Raw genomic sequence first — 15,634 nt, forward strand, 5'->3', positions numbered from 1 at the left:
TAAGTATAAAAAATAAATATAAAAATATTTTATTTAATTATAACAGATTTTGTTTATCTTTATCTATTATTAATTATTCGCATAAATTTGTAAAGTTAATTTCGCATTTATCGCATTATTTTGTATAAAAATATTGCTATCTTGTATACTTACTAATCTATTATTTAAACTCAATTGATGTAAAAAATCAACTATGGAAAAATAATTTCCCTGTAAAGTAATCTCTATTTCTTGTTGTACTACATTATCTTGCATTTGTTTTTCTTTAGGTGATACCTCTACAATATCAATAGCTGAATATTTTGCTATATCATTTAATTGCAATAAAAATTTTTCTTCATATATATCTGAAGGTATTTTTTCATCTAGTAAATTTAAATTAAAATTTATTTTCTCTCTGTATTTATCTATATTTTGATTTTTAGCCATAAAATCATGATAATTTTTCAATTCTTCCTGTTGCTCGTTTTTTATATTCACTAAATTATCTATTCTAACCTCAATTATATTTTCTAAAAAAAATAGTACCATTACCCAAAGACTAATGATACTTATACAAATAATTAAATGCTTATAATCCTGATATTTATATTTCATCTTTACCTCATCACTATATTCATTTCAAAATCAATTAAATCATCATTTTCATTAAATTTTATTTCTCCCATCTCACTGGTTGCAAAAAATTTTATTTCTGTTAATTTTTCCTTATATTGAGCTATACTTTGATAATCCTTTGCCTTTCCTTTGATAAATATTTCTTTACCTTTTACTTTTATATCACTTAAAGCTACATTATCTACAGTTTTTGCACCTAAATTAATCAATATAGCATAAATATTTATAGATTTATCCTCTAAAGTCTTCACTAAATTTTGTTTTTCTTTAATCGTTGATTCTTCTTGTTTTAATTCATTAATATCATCGATATCTCTTTGTACTAAAGCTAATTCTTCTTTTACTACTTGTGCCTGATTTACTACTCGATAATATTTTGCAATTAAAAAGCCACCAAAAAAGCAACTAATAGATAACAATACAGTAATCAATAATAAATATATATTTTTCCAATTAAAATAACTTATTAATTGTTTTTTAGGTAAAAATTCTTGATATTTTTTCTGTACAAAACACACTAAAAGCTTACAAAAATCATCAAATATTTCTATTTGTTCTTGCTCATCTTGTATATATTCTCTATCTATCTGCAATTCACAACTAAAAAAATTATCATCTTCTCTACTTGAAAACACTGATATATACTCATCTTTCTGCTGTTTATAAATTTTTATCTCCTTAGAAGCAAATATACTCATTATTTCAAGATTTTGTTCCTCAGCAATTCGTTGCCACATAGCAATCAATTCTTTATCTAGCAAAGCAACATTTATATCATAACCATCTTTTAACACTTTTATATCATATGTATAACAATACTTTTCTATATTTATATCTTCTTTTAACTCCCAATATAAAGCTTTCTCCACTTCTGCTATAGGTATCTGAGGAAAATTATACACTAAACGCTTTTGCCATTCATCGGCAAAATTTATTGCTAAATATTTTATTTTTTCCCTTTCTTGCTCACGACAAAACCTATACAAAACCTCTTGATAAAAATAAATATCTTCATTATTTTCTTGTATTTGTTCTTTATGAAAATGAACAATTTGCCATCTATCATCTGTTATTTTTTGTACTGTCGCTAAATATATTTCTTGCCTTTTAATATAAATAAAAATAAATCTATCCAAATCATTTACATATAAATTTCTTCCTATTTTCTTTAATTGCAATTTAACGTTCCCAACGCTGTACAATACAATCATCGTCTTTCTTTTGCAGATATATAATATTTTGATTGGTAATATCATTTAAACTACTTTCTACAATTAATTTATAAATATTATCCTTCTCTGTTTTCAATAAATACGCTTTTATTTGCACTTGTTCATTCAATTTTTCATCTATAAATACTCGTTTATCTATATAAAAAATCTTGTCCATGTCATCTATTTCATTTGCTCTTGAACAAATTTCTTGCCACCTTGTTTTATCACCTTTAAAGTCTTCAATCATTTTCAAACTTTCACTTATAGTATAATTTTCTACATTTACATTGATTTTTAATAGATTTAAACTATCATTTTCTATAATACTCATTTTATAAATACATAATGAAAAAATTGTCATCATGCTCAAAACAATAAGCATAGATAAACTTATCGTCCCATCTTCTTTTTTCATGGTCATGACCTCATTTAAACTAAGGACCTATGTTTTCTGATGCATTTTGATTTCGTTGCAATATTACCGTGACGAGCTTAAACTCTTGATTTGTTCTATACGTTGTACCACTCACTTCCAATTGATATAAATCATCACCTATTTTTTGACAACTATAACTTATATTATCGTTGCCAAAATAATTGCCACTATTTAAAGGTTGCTTTGCTCGAATAGTATAAATCCCATTACTTAATTTAGATACTTCACAACGATAAATAATCGCACCTTCTTTACGAAAACCAATATACTTTTCCATATCATCAGAATTGGCTGTAGCTCTTCTTTTCGTTGCAATAATCAATGTTTCTCTTTTAGCAAAATCTATTTGGTCTATAATCTCATCAGCATAAGTGATTTCCGTCACCATACTTTCAAAAACACTCTTTGTCTGTTGTTGCAACATCCAATTATCCACATAGGCTAAAATATTTTCACCAATTGCTTGTGCTACAATTAAAATTACAATCAATAAACTAAATATAATTGGCAAAATAATCAATGTATTAATTAATAAAAATCCTCTATCATCATTTAATAATTTCTCGTCTTTGATATTCAATTTGTTCTTTATCATGATATTGCCATTTTATTTTCACACTAATTTCATATACATTATCTGCTAAATTCTGTTCATTTTTATTTACGCTATAATTCATGCCATCATATTCAATTTGACTTGGTATGATATCTTCCTGTTGCCTTTCCATGAGGTTTAAATATCCCCAAGCCAGATATATCGCTGTCATTCTATAGCCATTGTTCATTTGTTGATTTCTCAATAAAGCTACACAAGTAAATACCATCACTATACTCATCATCACACTTATCAAAATCAACACTTCTACACTAAAAAATCCATTTTCATCATCCTGTAATTTTAAATTTTTCATGATGACTCCTCATAAGCATTTACAATGCGAATTCTTCCTACACGACTAATCACAATATATTTTGCTATATTTCCTCGATAAACTTTTATCGTTTTATTCGGCCAACTATTATATAAACTATTTTGACGAAAAACGTATAAATTGGCATTATCCTCAAAATCCATTCTTATATCATTAGATAAATAATGAACTTCTTCCGCTGCATTTTCATTTAATTTCAATATATATTTATCTCGATAAATATAACAAATAGGTCTAAAATCACTATCTTTCATATAATGGTAATTTCTCGAACGCTCTTGTATATTCATCAATACATTGACTAAATTTATCGCTTCACTATCCACTTGTTGCTCTTCACTAGCAAAATCTATAAACATCACACTTTGCGTACATAATGCTATAAATCCTGCTATTATGATCAATTCTACATACCACATCTATTATTAACCTATCAAATTAAACCACAAATTTAATATTCTATCAGCTTCCCAAAAAGCTATGATATTGCCTAAAATAAGCATAGGTGCAAAAGATATTCTGTCTTTTTTATTTACTTTATCTATATTCTTCAATAAAAAATATACTGCTATTATTCCGCCAATAATAAAGCTCAAATATATAGCTACAATACACTGCGGATAATTACACCACAATGACAAAACTACAGCTAATTTTAAATCTCCTGCACCCATTAACTGCTTTGGATAAAAATATATTGTTCCAAAAATAATTAAATTTATCATTATCGACCAGATTACATTTTTTAAATCTACATCAAGAACAATCAATCTAATAGTTAGAATTATTGATAAACAGCATAAACTTTTATTTTTTATCTTCAATATTTTAAAATCTACCCAAGCAATCTTTGCTAAATACATGCAAATAATCAAATCAAAAATATATTCTATCACCATTTAAATCTTTACCAACTTTAACGACAGCCCTTAATTTTAATATTTAACCTTTATTCATTTCCGCTGTTTTTACCAAATTCCACCCTAGTTTTTCCCATAAATGTAGCATTTGTTTTATCTGAATTAAGACTATAATTTTCACCTGTTTCATTAGCAGTCAATACTCCATTTACATATACATCACCTGTAGGTGCTTTCACATTATCCACATCAATGTATTCACTTAAATCACTTATATCTTGTGGAGCTTTATTATTTTGCACTTTATACATAGCAATTGCCGTATCCAAAGATTGCAAATCAGCCTGTACTCTAGATGTATTTGCCATAGCCAATGATTCATTAAATTTCGGCAAAGCTATTGCTGTTAAAATAGCAATGATAGCTACTACAATCATCATTTCAATTAAAGTAAAACCATCTTCATTTATTTTCAATTGTCTTATTTTATTCATCATTTTTATCATTCTTTCTCTCATTAAAACTTTATAATACCGCTCTTACATGCCAATATTATTTATTAAATCAAATAAAGGCATAATAATAGCTATAACAAATATTCCCACTATAACGCCTACACTTACCATTAAAACTGGCTCTAACATCTGCAAACATATTTTTATAGTATTATCTATTTCTTTTTCCCAAAAGACTATCAAATATGACAACATTTCTTTTAACATACCTGATTTTTCACCAATATCTATAAATTCCTGTAGAATATTTAAATTTAATGATACCTTAGCAAAAGAATTTGCTAGTGAAAAACCTTGTATTATCAAATTCTGCACAGATTTTAAACTATCTTGAATCAATATATTTTTATTACTAGCTAACATAATATTTAATGTTTCATCTATACTGATACCGCTATTCAACAAAAATGCTAATTGATGCACTATATTCAATAAATAATACTTTTTCAAAAAATCACCTATTAACGGGAGTTGTAAAAAAATTTTTTTTGATTTTAACTTAAAATCATCTTTTTGATTTAAAATCATGATACTTATAAAAATAAACATCAATACTATACAAAGTTTTAAAAAATGTGATTTTACATTCAAACCAATCGATAAAATAGCAGCTGTCAAATAAGGTAAATCAATATGCATACGTTGAAAAATATCTGCAAATGCTGGAATAACTAAAAAAATCATCAGACCAATTACTATACATAAAATAAACAATAAACATAAAGGATAAATACATATCTGTCTTATTTTTTGTTTTAATTCATATTGTTTAACTAAAAATTCTCCTGTATCTTTCAAAGCATTTGCCAATAATCCTGTATGTTCGGCTATCTGCACTGAACTTACTAGATAAGCTGGTAAATTAAACTTTTGCCAAATCGATGATAAACTAGCTCCTTCTTTTAATCCCATTATTGTCTTTTCAATAAAAATTTTCATCATTTTATCTTGTAAATTATGCTGTACTATTTGCAAAGCTTCTATGATATCTATACCGGACTCTAAGATAATTGCTAATTGTTGACAGAGCAAAATTATATCTTTTTGCGTAATATTTTTATCTTTTCCTATACTTTGTATATATTCTTTTATACTATAGATATTATTATTATGGATAGCTATTATTAAATATTGCTCATGCTTTAAATAGTCAATTACTTCTAATTTACTATTTGCCACTAAAGAGCCTTTAATTAAATTGCCACTACGATAGTCTCTGGCCTCATAAAAAAATTTTTGCATAATTCTAACCCATATATTGTTTTACTTTATTTTCATCTACCAATTTTGTCTTAATTAATTTCAAAATATCATCTCGCATAAATTGCATTCCCATTTTTTTACTCAATTGCATCTGTGAAATTAATTGTGCTAATTGATTTTTAGCGATTAAATTTTTTACAGCCATGCTCGCCAATAAAATATCCATGCAACAAACTAAATCATTATTTAATGTTGGCACCAACTTTTGAATAATAATGCTATTTAAAGAACTAGCTATTTGCATACTAACAGCTTCTATCTGTTTTTGATTAAAAAAACTTTCCATTCGTATTATCGCTTCCACTACTGAAGAGGCATGTAGTGTTCCTAATACTAAATGACCTGTTTCAGCTGCATTTAAACAAGCCTTCATTGTTTTTGAATCTCTTATTTCACCTACCATGATCACATCTGGATCTTGTCGCATTGCCATTTTTATAGCATCACTAAAATTTTCAAAATCTACATGGTATTCTCGTTGATGAATTAATGATTTTTTATTCGTAAATACATATTCAATAGGCTCTTCTAACGTTATGATATGTTTGTATTTATTTTGATTTAAATACTCTATCATCGAAGCTAATGTCGTAGATTTTCCTGTTCCAGTAGCTCCACAAATTAAAATCAATCCATTATCATTATGCAAAATATTTTGTAAAATTTCTTGCTGGTAAAATTCACTTATAGATTTTACTTTGTCATTTATCAATCTAATAGCTAAACTGTAACCTTTATAAATAGCATAAATGTTTATTCTAAATCGATGCTTAGCAAATTCATAAGCAAAATCAATTACTTTTTCGCTTCTAAATATATTTTGTTGTCTTTCATTTAATATCGTAGTTATTATTTCCTCAAAATCTTTACTCAAAAAAATTTCATCTGCTAATATTTTTAATTCACTCTTTTGGCGATAATATATATATTCATTTGTAGTCAAATGAACATCTGACCATCTTCCTTCAATTGCTTTTTGCAAAACTTCTAGGAATTTCTTCAATTTGATATACTCCATTCAATGTCTTCCAAACTTCTGGGGCTGTTGTTATTCCCTGTAAAATTTTCATTTTTCCGTCGTCTAATAAAGATTTAAAATTCGTTAACATCACCTCTCGTTTAAAATTTACATCAACATCATCTTTACTTATCATCTGCCTCATTTTTTCTGTTGGTCTTAAAATCTCTTGAATAGCTATCTGCCCTAAAAAACCTGTATGATGACAATATTCACAGCCTTCACCTTTATATAAATCCATACCTGAATAAAAATCTTTTCCCAAAAGTAATGCTTCTAATGAATTTGTATTTGGCTTATAGCTAACTTTACATTTAGGACAAATCTTTCTCACCAATCTCTGTGAAGTCATGCCTAATAAAGCAATACTAAGCATCACAGGGCTAACGCCTAAATCAATCAATCTAGCTGGCACACCTAGGGCATTTTTAGTATGCAAAGTAGTCAATACTAAATGACCTGTCAAAGCTGTAGTTATTGCCTGTTTTGCTACCACTTCATCTCTTATTTCCCCTATCATTACAATATCAGGATCTTGCCTGAGTGAAGCCCTCAATGCCACCGCATAATCCATGCCTGCTTTTTGATTTACCTGCATTTGATTTATGCCTTCAAGATTTAATTCTATAGGATCTTCAATAGTGATAATATTTGTATCTTCTTGATTTAAATAATTCAAACTAGCATAAAGTAAGGTTGACTTTCCTGAATTTACAGGGCCAGTTATCACGATAAGACCACTTGAAGCGTTTATCATCTCCTTAAAATATTTTAAATTTATCGCCGAAAACCCCATTTGATTTAAACTCAATAAATCTTTTTTATTGCCTAATAATCTTAAAACCACCTTTTCACCAAAAATTATGGGAATCGTCGATATCCTAATATCTATATTTTGAGCAGAAAAAATAAATTTTCCATCTTGAGGTAACCGTTTTTCGGCTATATCTAAGTTACTTATCAATTTTAAATATGATATTAAAAAGTTACTGATCTTATTTGAAGCTTTATATATCAATACTAATTTACCATCTATTCTCAAGCGAATTTGTAGATATTTTTCCTGTGGCTCCAAATGAATATCACTAGCTTGCAATTTATGAGCATATTCTATTACACAATCTATAAAATCACTTACTGGAGATTTATTGCGATAACCTTGCAATATATTATGCTTTCCTTGTAATTCTAAATTTCGCATAATTTTTGAAGATATCTGCTCTAATCTTTCTCTTATTTGCTCTGACAAACTTTTCATCTTCATTTCTAAATTTCTAAAAAAAATAGATGTACAGGCCTCATCTCAATCTCACCCATACATCTATGTTCATAGCGGTCTAAATAAACCCTTATTTATTTTTATTTAAATAATCATGTAATGTTTTTACCATGATATCTACATTTATATCTTTATCAGTCCATAAATGAAGTGCTGCTGCTCCTTGTTCTGCTAACATTCTTTCACCATTTAATATCTTATGTCCATATGCTTTTGCTTCTTGTAAAAATTTCGTTTCTGCAGGAACATATACAATATCATAGACAAAAGCTGATTTTTTTACATTTTCCCAATCAACTGGTGGTTTACTATCAATATTTCCTTCCATGCCCAAAGGTGTAGTATTCACCAATAAATCCGCTTGAGCTAAATACTGTTTAAAGTTTTCACTATGCCAATCACATACTTTTATATCAATTAAATCATTAAAATCATTTGCTAATAATTGTGCTTTTGCTGGATTTCTAACAGCTAAGACAATATTCTTTATCTCTTGCTTAATCAAACCACAAACAACAGCTCTACAAGCTCCACCAGCTCCCAAAATCACAGCTGTTTTATCTTTTATTTCCACATTTTCCTTTAATAATGGAGTGATAAAACCAATAGCATCTGTATTATATCCATATAATTTTCCTTCTTTTATATGTACAGTATTTACTGCTCCGATTAATTTTGCCATCTCATCAATTTCATCTAAATACTTCATAATATTTACTTTATGTGGAATAGTTACATTAAAACCTGTAAAATTTAACGCTTTTAATCCTGCTACTGCATTTTCTAATTCATCTGGAGCTACAGGCATAGCTATATATGCATAATCAATACCTGCTTCTTGAATAGCTGTATTTTGAATTACTGGTGACAAAGAATGTTTTATAGGATAGCCGATTACGCCTAAATTTTTTGTTTTTCCTGTGAATACCATAATTTTCGCTTCCTTTACTTTTAAAATTTACGTTAAGTTTAAATTTTTTCTTGTAAATTAAAGTTATTACGATATTGAACGGCTTCTGCTATATGCTTATCTTCAATAACGTCACTATCATCTAAATCAGCTATAGTTTGTGCCACTTTGATAATCCTATCGTAAGCTCTAGCACTCAATCGCATCTGTTCAAAAACAATTTTCAACATATCTTGTGCTTTAGTTGTTAATTTACAATATGATTTTATCATAGCATGTGACATCTGAGCATTACAAACTATTTTAGTCTGAGCGAACCTTTTTAATTGTATCTGCCTTGCCTTTTCTACACGTTGACGTATTTGAGCTGAAGACTCTGCTTTTTTATCTGTTACAAAATCTTTATATTCCACCCGTGGCACTTGAATTTGTATATCTATCCTATCGAGCAGTGGCCCTGATATTTTCTTTGTATAGCGTTTTATTTCATAATCACTACAAGTACAATTGCGTGTATTATCATATTTATAACCACATGGACAAGGATTCATTGAAGCTACCAATATCATTCGTGATGGAAATTTCAAAGAAGCATTTACTCTAGTGATCACGACTTCGCCGTCTTCTAAAGGCTGTCTTAGAGCTTCTAAACTAGCTTTACTGAATTCCGGCAATTCATCTAAGAATAAAACACCATTATGACTTAAAGTTACTTCTCCTGGTTTTGGTATAGTACCGCCACCGATAATACCTGCACTAGAAATCGTATGATGAGGACTGCGAAAAGGTCTTTTTGTCACTAAGCCACTATTTCGCGATAATAATCCAGCTATACTATAAATCTTAGTTACTTCTAAAGCCTCTTGATATGTCATTTGCGGTAAAATTGTCGCTAAACGTTTGGCAAGCATCGTTTTTCCTGTTCCTGGTGCTCCCACCATCAAAACGTTATGTCCACCTGCTGCCGCTATTTCTAAAGCCTTTTTAGCCAAAAACTGCCCTTGTACATCAGCAAAATCTTCATTAAATTTTATATTTTGTGATATTTTATTTTCTCTTTTTGCCGGTTTTAATTTTTTTCTGCCTTGCAAAAAATCTATCAGTTCAGATAAATTCTCTATTGCATATACTTCAATACCATCTACCAATAAAGCTTCTTGTTCATTTCCTTTTGCTACCAAAAATCTTTTTAAATGCAAATCTCTACATAAAATAGCCATAGATAAAATACCTGTTATAGTTTTTACTTGACCATCTAACGATAATTCAGCAGCTAATAAACTATCACTGCAACAATCTTTAGGTAAAAATCCATATGCTTCTAAAAGAGCTATTGCTATCGGCAAATCCAAAGATGAACCATTTTTTCGCAAATCAGCAGGAGCTAAGTTTATAGTCACCTTTTTCGGCACCAAATTAACATTTGTATTTCTAATAGCAGGACGAACTCTCTCTTTTGCTTCCTTTACTGCCACATCAGCCAAACCAACTATTTCAAATTTTGGTAAACCATTTGCTACATCGGCTTCAACTTCTATAAGTACACCATCTATGCCTAATGTTGTCGCTCCATAAGTCTTAGCAAACATAAAATCACCCCATAAAATTTGGGGTGATTTATCAATTTTACTTTTCTAAGTTTTACTTTTATACAGTTAATCTATTAATAAATTATCCCCAATAAAACTCTAAATCTCATCAGGTCCTGTCCAACGTTCAAATAAATCATTATCCACATTTAAAGCATCGCAAATTTTACCCACTAACATATCAACTAATTCTTCAATAGTTTTTGGTCGATGATAAAAGCCTGGACATGCTGGCACTATTCTTGCTCCTGCATGTGATAATTTCAACATATTTTCTAAATGAATAGCATGTACTGGTGTTTCTCTTGTCACTAAAATAAGCTTACGACCTTCCTTTAAAGTTACATCAGCTGCTCTAGTAAGCAGATTTCCCGCAATGCCATTTGCTAGTGAACCCAATGTCTTCATCGAACAAGGTACAATAACCATTGATTCACAAGGAAATGAACCACTTGCTATTGCACTATCAATTCGACTCACATCATAAACCTTATGAACCATTTGTGTCAATTGAACCATAGTTAAACCACATTCATACTCCAATACTTCAAGACCTGCTTTTGAAGCCACAAAATGCACCTCAATCCCGCTATTTACAAGGACTTGTATCAATCTATAGGCATAAATTGCACCACTTGCTCCTGACACACCAACAATAATACGTCTTTTTCGCTTAAAACCCTTTATTTTCAAACCTCAAACGCTCCTTTCAAATGATTAAATTTCACCTTATTATCATCATAGTGAAATACCTCTAGTATATCAAATCTATAATCAAATTCTGCATTAAAATTATCATTAATATACAATTGTGCTGTTTTCATGATTTTTTGCTGTTTTTGATAATTCACAAATTCAGCAGGAAATCCAAATGCAGTATTTTTTCTAGTCTTTACTTCAACAAAAATAATTGTATTTTTCTTTCTTGCTATAATATCTATTTCGCCAAATCTACTATAATAATTTCTCGTCAATATTGTATAATTTTTTGCCTTTAAAAACTCTACAGCCTTATCTTCTCCCCATAAGCCCATGTTTTTCATACAAATACCTTATTTCTGCATCACCATTGATTTTATTGGCTCAAATGATCTTCGATGAATTTCACATGGTCCATACTTTCTTAAAGCTTCTAAATGTTCACTTGTTCCATACCCTTTATTTTTAGCAAAGCCATATTGTGGATAAATCTTATCAAATTCATTCATCATTCTATCTCTTTCCACTTTAGCCACAATAGAAGCCGCTGCAATAGAAGCAGATTTTGCATCACCTTTTACTATTGATTGATGATAGATATCCAAACTTTCTAAAGGCATAGCATCAATCAATACAGCATCAGGCTTAGGGTTTAATCCATAAATAGCTTCATACATACCATTCATAGCAGCTTGATAAATATTTACTCTATCTATAGTTTTTTCGTCAATAATCGCTCTATTTACAGCTATCGCATTTTCCATGATAATATCATAAATCTTCTCACGTGTTGCCTCGGATAATTTCTTAGAATCATTTATTTTCTCAATGAAAAAATTATCTGGTAAAATAACAGCGGCTATCACTACAGGTCCAGCTAAAGGCCCTCTCCCCACTTCATCTACACCAGCTATTAATTTATAACCATTAGCTCTACATTCATTTTCGAAAGTATATAAATTAGCTACACGCTCACGTTCTTTCATTTCACGTTGATAACTTTTATATATACTTTGCACACCTTTACGAGTATCATTTTTTATCGCTGTTAATAATTCTTCATTGCAGTCTTTAACAATTAAATCTTTTATCTGTTTTATAGATAATTTTTCAATATTCATATACTCACCTACTCAAACAAAAATTATATTTATTTTAAAATTATATCATAATGCATTTAACTATAATTCATTATAAAAAATATTTATAGATTACAAGAATTATCTGAATTAAATAATTTTCAGATTTTGATATACAAATAAACAAATTTTATGCTATAATAGTCTTGAAATTTAAATTTTGTCTATGGGGGTTTTTTTAATGCCATTAGTAACAACAAAAGAAATGTTTAAAAAAGCGTATGAAGGCCACTATGCTATTGGTGCATTCAACGTAAACAATATGGAAATTGTTCAGGGTATCACTGAAGCAGCTAAAGAATTAAACGCTCCTTTAATTCTTCAGTGCTCCGCTGGTGCTAGAAAATATGCTAAACATCAATACCTTGTACACCTTGTACAGGCTGCTATTGAAGACACTGGTCTTCCAATCGCTTTACACCTTGACCATGGTGCAGATTTCGAAACTTGCAAATCTTGTATCGATGGTGGTTTCACTTCCGTTATGTTCGACGGTTCCCACTACAGCTTCAAAGAAAATATTGAAAAAACAAAAGAAGTTGTTGAATATGCTCACGCTCATGGCGTAGTAGTTGAAGCAGAACTTGGTCAGTTAGCTGGTATCGAAGATGATGTTAAAGTAGCTGCTCATGAAGCTCATTACACTGATCCTAACGAAGTTGAAGAATTCGTTAAAGAAACAGGTGTTGACTCCTTAGCAATTGCTATCGGAACTAGCCATGGTGCTTACAAATTCACTCCTGACCAATGCACAAGAAATGAACAAGGCATTTTAGTACCACCTCCACTTCGTTTCGACATTCTTGAAGAAGTTGCTAAACGTCTTCCTAACTTCCCAATCGTTTTACATGGTGCTTCTTCCGTTCCTCAGGAATTCGTTAAAATCATTAACGAAAATGGCGGTCATATGCCAGATGCTGTTGGTGTTCCTGAAGACCAACTTCGCAAAGCTGCTTCCATGGCTGTTTGCAAAATCAACATTGACTCCGACCTTCGTCTTGCAATGACTGCAGGTATTCGTAAACACTTCAACGATCATCCTGATCATTTTGACCCACGTCAATATGTTGCTGACGGTAGAACTAACATCAAAGCAATCGTTTCTCACAAAATTAAAGAAGTTCTTGGTTGCGACGGTAAAGCTTAATTTTAAATTAAATTTCGCTTAATAAATAGCAACAAATATAAAAGCTCTCTTTACAGAAAAACTACTGTATAGTAAACTATTTTTGTAAAGAGAGCGTTTTTTATTATTAGGAGGTAAAAAATTGAGCACAATTCATGAAATGGTTCTCGTTATTGACTTTGGCGGTCAATATAACCAATTAATTGCACGTCGTGTTAGAGAATGCGGTGTTTACTGCGAAATTGTTCCTTATGACTATACAGTAGAAAAAATTAAAGCTAAAAATCCACAAGCTATTATTTTCACTGGCGGTCCTAGCAGTGTTTATGCTGATAATACACCACAGGCTGATCCAAAAATCTTTGAACTTGGTATTCCTGTACTTGGTATTTGCTATGGACATCAATTCATGGCTCATAATCTCGGTGGTAGCGTAGCTCATGCTGAAGCTGGCGAATATGGTAAAATGGATATCACTCTTGATACTAATAGCGTTTTATTCGATGGTATCAATGCTGATGAAATTTGCTGGATGAGCCATCGCGACTATGTAGAAAAAGTTCCAGAAGGCTTCAAAGCTATTGCTCATACTAAACATACTCCTGTCGCTGCTATGTGCGATGACAGTCGTAAATTATATGGTGTACAATTCCACCCAGAAGTTGAACATACTCCATTTGGTCAACAGATGATGAAAAACTTCTTATTCAAAATCTGTGGCTTAAAAGGCGATTGGACTATGAGTTCTTTTGCTCAAAGCAAAATTGCAGAAATCAAACAAATCGTTGGCGATAAAAAAGTATTATGTGCTTTAAGCGGCGGTGTTGATTCTTCTGTTGCTGCTGTTTTAGTTCACAAAGCTGTAGGCAAACAATTAACTTGCGTATTCGTTGACCATGGTTTACTCCGTAAAGATGAAGGCGACCAAGTAGAAACTATTTTCCGCAAACAATTCGATATGAACCTCATCCGTGTTGATGCTAAAGATCGTTTCTTAGGTAAATTAGCTGGCGTTTCTGACCCTGAAAGAAAACGTAAAATCATTGGTGAAGAATTCATTCGTGTATTTGAAGCTGAAGCTAATAAACTCGGCAAAATTGATTTCCTTGTTCAAGGTACAATCTATCCTGATATTGTTGAAAGCGGTACAAAAACTTCTGCAACAATCAAGAGCCATCACAATGTTGGCGGTCTTCCTGAAGATATTCAGTTCGACCTTATCGAACCACTTCGCGAACTCTTCAAAGATGAAGTTCGTGCAGTAGGTGAAGAACTCGGCATTCCTCATGACCTCGTATGGCGTCAACCATTCCCAGGTCCTGGTCTTGCTATCCGCGTTCTCGGCGAAGTAACTGAAGATAAACTCGCTGTTGTTCGTGAAGCAGATGCTATCTTCCGTGAAGAAGTAGCTAAAGCAGGTCTTTCCGAAAAAATTTGGCAGTATTTCGCTTGTCTTCCAAATATCCGCTCTGTAGGTGTTATGGGTGATAGCCGTACTTATTGTCACACTGTAGCACTTCGTGCTGTTACAAGTAGCGATGCTATGACTTCTGAATGGGCAAGAATTCCATATGAAGTATTAGACACAGTTTCTCGTAGAATTGTAAACGAAGTACCTGGTGTAAACAGAATAGTTTATGATATAACTTCTAAACCACCAGCTACAATTGAATGGGAATAAGATAAAAAATATAGCTAAGTCCTTTATTTTAGGACTTAGCTTTTTTTATCATAATTTATTGTTATAGTTTCAGACATATATCTTATGCTCTTTAATCTTATTATATCTAAAATTTACCAACCTAAAATTTATAAAATCTTCACAAAGCTTGATTTCATTGACCTACTCAAATCTAATATATTATCTATCATTTGCTGGTAAAAATTATAAAAATCTTGCAATATCAATAGTTTATAACTATAATGTAATTAATAAATCCTAATAACATTAGGGGATAAATATCAACAGATGCTGTACGAAAACTTTCTTGCTTCTCTAAATTCTCTATACGCTATTTTTAGATAAATATCAACAG

The 15,634-nt window shown here is 30.4% G+C and carries 18 protein-coding genes; 2 read left to right on the top strand and 16 right to left on the bottom strand.

Translation table 11 applies throughout. From position 1 onward, the window contains the following. Positions 1–69: 69 nt before the first annotated feature. The 16 genes from pilO to Q5I67_RS00585 form a co-directional block, all read right to left on the bottom strand. A complete protein-coding gene (pilO, locus tag Q5I67_RS00510; protein WP_302486026.1) occupies positions 70–597 on the bottom strand; it encodes a type 4a pilus biogenesis protein PilO in 528 nt (175 codons plus the stop codon). A 2-nt stretch (positions 598–599) separates the two neighbouring features. Further along, entirely contained in the window at positions 600–1,796 is a 1,197-nt protein-coding gene (locus tag Q5I67_RS00515; protein ID WP_302486027.1) for a PilN domain-containing protein, read from the bottom strand. A gap of 1 nt (position 1,797) precedes the next feature. Then, positions 1,798–2,247, bottom strand: a complete 450-nt coding sequence (locus Q5I67_RS00520; protein WP_302486028.1) for a hypothetical protein — start codon at positions 2,245–2,247, stop codon at positions 1,798–1,800. Positions 2,248–2,266: 19 nt separating this feature from the next. Further along, complete coding sequence (locus tag Q5I67_RS00525) at positions 2,267–2,863, bottom strand: hypothetical protein (RefSeq protein ID WP_302486029.1); 597 nt, start codon at positions 2,861–2,863, stop codon at positions 2,267–2,269. Further along, the gene (locus tag Q5I67_RS00530; RefSeq protein ID WP_302486030.1) at positions 2,817–3,179 is read right to left on the bottom strand and encodes a hypothetical protein; all 363 of its coding nucleotides are present in this window, start codon (positions 3,177–3,179) and stop codon (positions 2,817–2,819) included. The genes Q5I67_RS00525 and Q5I67_RS00530 overlap by 47 nt, the downstream gene beginning before the upstream one ends. After that, entirely contained in the window at positions 3,176–3,619 is a 444-nt protein-coding gene (locus Q5I67_RS00535) for a hypothetical protein (RefSeq protein WP_302486031.1), read from the bottom strand. The genes Q5I67_RS00530 and Q5I67_RS00535 overlap by 4 nt, the downstream gene beginning before the upstream one ends. Before the next feature lie 6 nt (positions 3,620–3,625). Then, positions 3,626–4,099 carry a prepilin peptidase gene (locus tag Q5I67_RS00540; protein ID WP_296896271.1) on the bottom strand — a complete coding sequence of 158 codons (474 nt, stop codon included), beginning with the start codon at positions 4,097–4,099 and terminating at the stop codon, positions 3,626–3,628. Positions 4,100–4,149: 50 nt separating this feature from the next. After that, a complete protein-coding gene (locus Q5I67_RS00545) occupies positions 4,150–4,557 on the bottom strand; it encodes a prepilin-type N-terminal cleavage/methylation domain-containing protein (protein ID WP_302486032.1) in 408 nt (135 codons plus the stop codon). Positions 4,558–4,599: 42 nt separating this feature from the next. Beyond that, complete coding sequence (locus Q5I67_RS00550) at positions 4,600–5,817, bottom strand: type II secretion system F family protein (protein WP_302486033.1); 1,218 nt, start codon at positions 5,815–5,817, stop codon at positions 4,600–4,602. A gap of 4 nt (positions 5,818–5,821) precedes the next feature. Next, positions 5,822–6,856, bottom strand: a complete 1,035-nt coding sequence (locus Q5I67_RS00555) for a type IV pilus twitching motility protein PilT (RefSeq protein ID WP_302486034.1) — start codon at positions 6,854–6,856, stop codon at positions 5,822–5,824. Then, positions 6,804–8,057, bottom strand: a complete 1,254-nt coding sequence (locus Q5I67_RS00560) for a GspE/PulE family protein (protein WP_302486035.1) — start codon at positions 8,055–8,057, stop codon at positions 6,804–6,806. The genes Q5I67_RS00555 and Q5I67_RS00560 overlap by 53 nt, the downstream gene beginning before the upstream one ends. A gap of 148 nt (positions 8,058–8,205) precedes the next feature. Next, a complete protein-coding gene (locus tag Q5I67_RS00565) occupies positions 8,206–9,066 on the bottom strand; it encodes a shikimate dehydrogenase (RefSeq protein WP_302486036.1) in 861 nt (286 codons plus the stop codon). 38 nt (positions 9,067–9,104) lie between these two features. Then, a complete protein-coding gene (locus Q5I67_RS00570) occupies positions 9,105–10,634 on the bottom strand; it encodes a YifB family Mg chelatase-like AAA ATPase (RefSeq protein ID WP_302486037.1) in 1,530 nt (509 codons plus the stop codon). Between the two features lie 99 nt (positions 10,635–10,733). Continuing rightward, on the bottom strand, positions 10,734–11,327 hold the full coding sequence (locus tag Q5I67_RS00575; protein ID WP_302486038.1) for a UbiX family flavin prenyltransferase: 594 nt from the start codon (positions 11,325–11,327) through the stop codon (positions 10,734–10,736). After that, positions 11,324–11,677 (bottom strand): YraN family protein, encoded by a 354-nt coding sequence (locus tag Q5I67_RS00580; protein ID WP_302486039.1) that lies wholly within the window; start codon positions 11,675–11,677, stop codon positions 11,324–11,326. Before Q5I67_RS00580 ends, Q5I67_RS00575 begins: the two co-directional genes overlap by 4 nt. Before the next feature lie 9 nt (positions 11,678–11,686). Next, positions 11,687–12,454 (bottom strand): ribonuclease HII, encoded by a 768-nt coding sequence (locus Q5I67_RS00585; protein WP_302486040.1) that lies wholly within the window; start codon positions 12,452–12,454, stop codon positions 11,687–11,689. Positions 12,455–12,653: 199 nt separating this feature from the next. Here Q5I67_RS00585 and fba point away from each other — a divergent pair, with 199 nt between their 5' ends. Next, positions 12,654–13,619, top strand: a complete 966-nt coding sequence (gene fba, locus Q5I67_RS00590) for a class II fructose-1,6-bisphosphate aldolase (RefSeq protein ID WP_204921818.1) — start codon at positions 12,654–12,656, stop codon at positions 13,617–13,619. A 139-nt stretch (positions 13,620–13,758) separates the two neighbouring features. Continuing rightward, a complete protein-coding gene (gene guaA, locus Q5I67_RS00595) occupies positions 13,759–15,279 on the top strand; it encodes a glutamine-hydrolyzing GMP synthase (RefSeq protein ID WP_296899419.1) in 1,521 nt (506 codons plus the stop codon). The last annotated feature ends 355 nt before the right edge of the window (positions 15,280–15,634 follow it).

This window comes from uncultured Megamonas sp. (genome assembly GCF_958438645.1).
Classification (GTDB): Bacteria; Bacillota; Negativicutes; order Selenomonadales; family Selenomonadaceae; genus Megamonas.

Coding starts and splice junctions, on each gene's coding strand:
- pilO (WP_302486026.1), bottom strand. CDS start 597: ATGAAATATAAATATCAGGATTATAAGCATTTAATTATTTGTATAAGT.
- Q5I67_RS00520 (WP_302486028.1), bottom strand. CDS start 2,247: ATGAAAAAAGAAGATGGGACGATAAGTTTATCTATGCTTATTGTTTTG.
- Q5I67_RS00525 (WP_302486029.1), bottom strand. CDS start 2,863: ATGATAAAGAACAAATTGAATATCAAAGACGAGAAATTATTAAATGAT.
- Q5I67_RS00530 (WP_302486030.1), bottom strand. CDS start 3,179: ATGAAAAATTTAAAATTACAGGATGATGAAAATGGATTTTTTAGTGTA.
- Q5I67_RS00535 (WP_302486031.1), bottom strand. CDS start 3,619: ATGTGGTATGTAGAATTGATCATAATAGCAGGATTTATAGCATTATGT.
- Q5I67_RS00540 (WP_296896271.1), bottom strand. CDS start 4,099: ATGGTGATAGAATATATTTTTGATTTGATTATTTGCATGTATTTAGCA.
- Q5I67_RS00545 (WP_302486032.1), bottom strand. CDS start 4,557: ATGATGAATAAAATAAGACAATTGAAAATAAATGAAGATGGTTTTACT.
- Q5I67_RS00550 (WP_302486033.1), bottom strand. CDS start 5,817: ATGCAAAAATTTTTTTATGAGGCCAGAGACTATCGTAGTGGCAATTTA.
- Q5I67_RS00555 (WP_302486034.1), bottom strand. CDS start 6,856: ATGGAGTATATCAAATTGAAGAAATTCCTAGAAGTTTTGCAAAAAGCA.
- Q5I67_RS00560 (WP_302486035.1), bottom strand. CDS start 8,057: ATGCGAAATTTAGAATTACAAGGAAAGCATAATATATTGCAAGGTTAT.
- Q5I67_RS00565 (WP_302486036.1), bottom strand. CDS start 9,066: ATGGTATTCACAGGAAAAACAAAAAATTTAGGCGTAATCGGCTATCCT.
- Q5I67_RS00570 (WP_302486037.1), bottom strand. CDS start 10,634: ATGTTTGCTAAGACTTATGGAGCGACAACATTAGGCATAGATGGTGTA.
- Q5I67_RS00580 (WP_302486039.1), bottom strand. CDS start 11,677: ATGAAAAACATGGGCTTATGGGGAGAAGATAAGGCTGTAGAGTTTTTA.
- Q5I67_RS00585 (WP_302486040.1), bottom strand. CDS start 12,454: ATGAATATTGAAAAATTATCTATAAAACAGATAAAAGATTTAATTGTT.
- fba (WP_204921818.1), top strand. CDS start 12,654: ATGCCATTAGTAACAACAAAAGAAATGTTTAAAAAAGCGTATGAAGGC.
- guaA (WP_296899419.1), top strand. CDS start 13,759: ATGGTTCTCGTTATTGACTTTGGCGGTCAATATAACCAATTAATTGCA.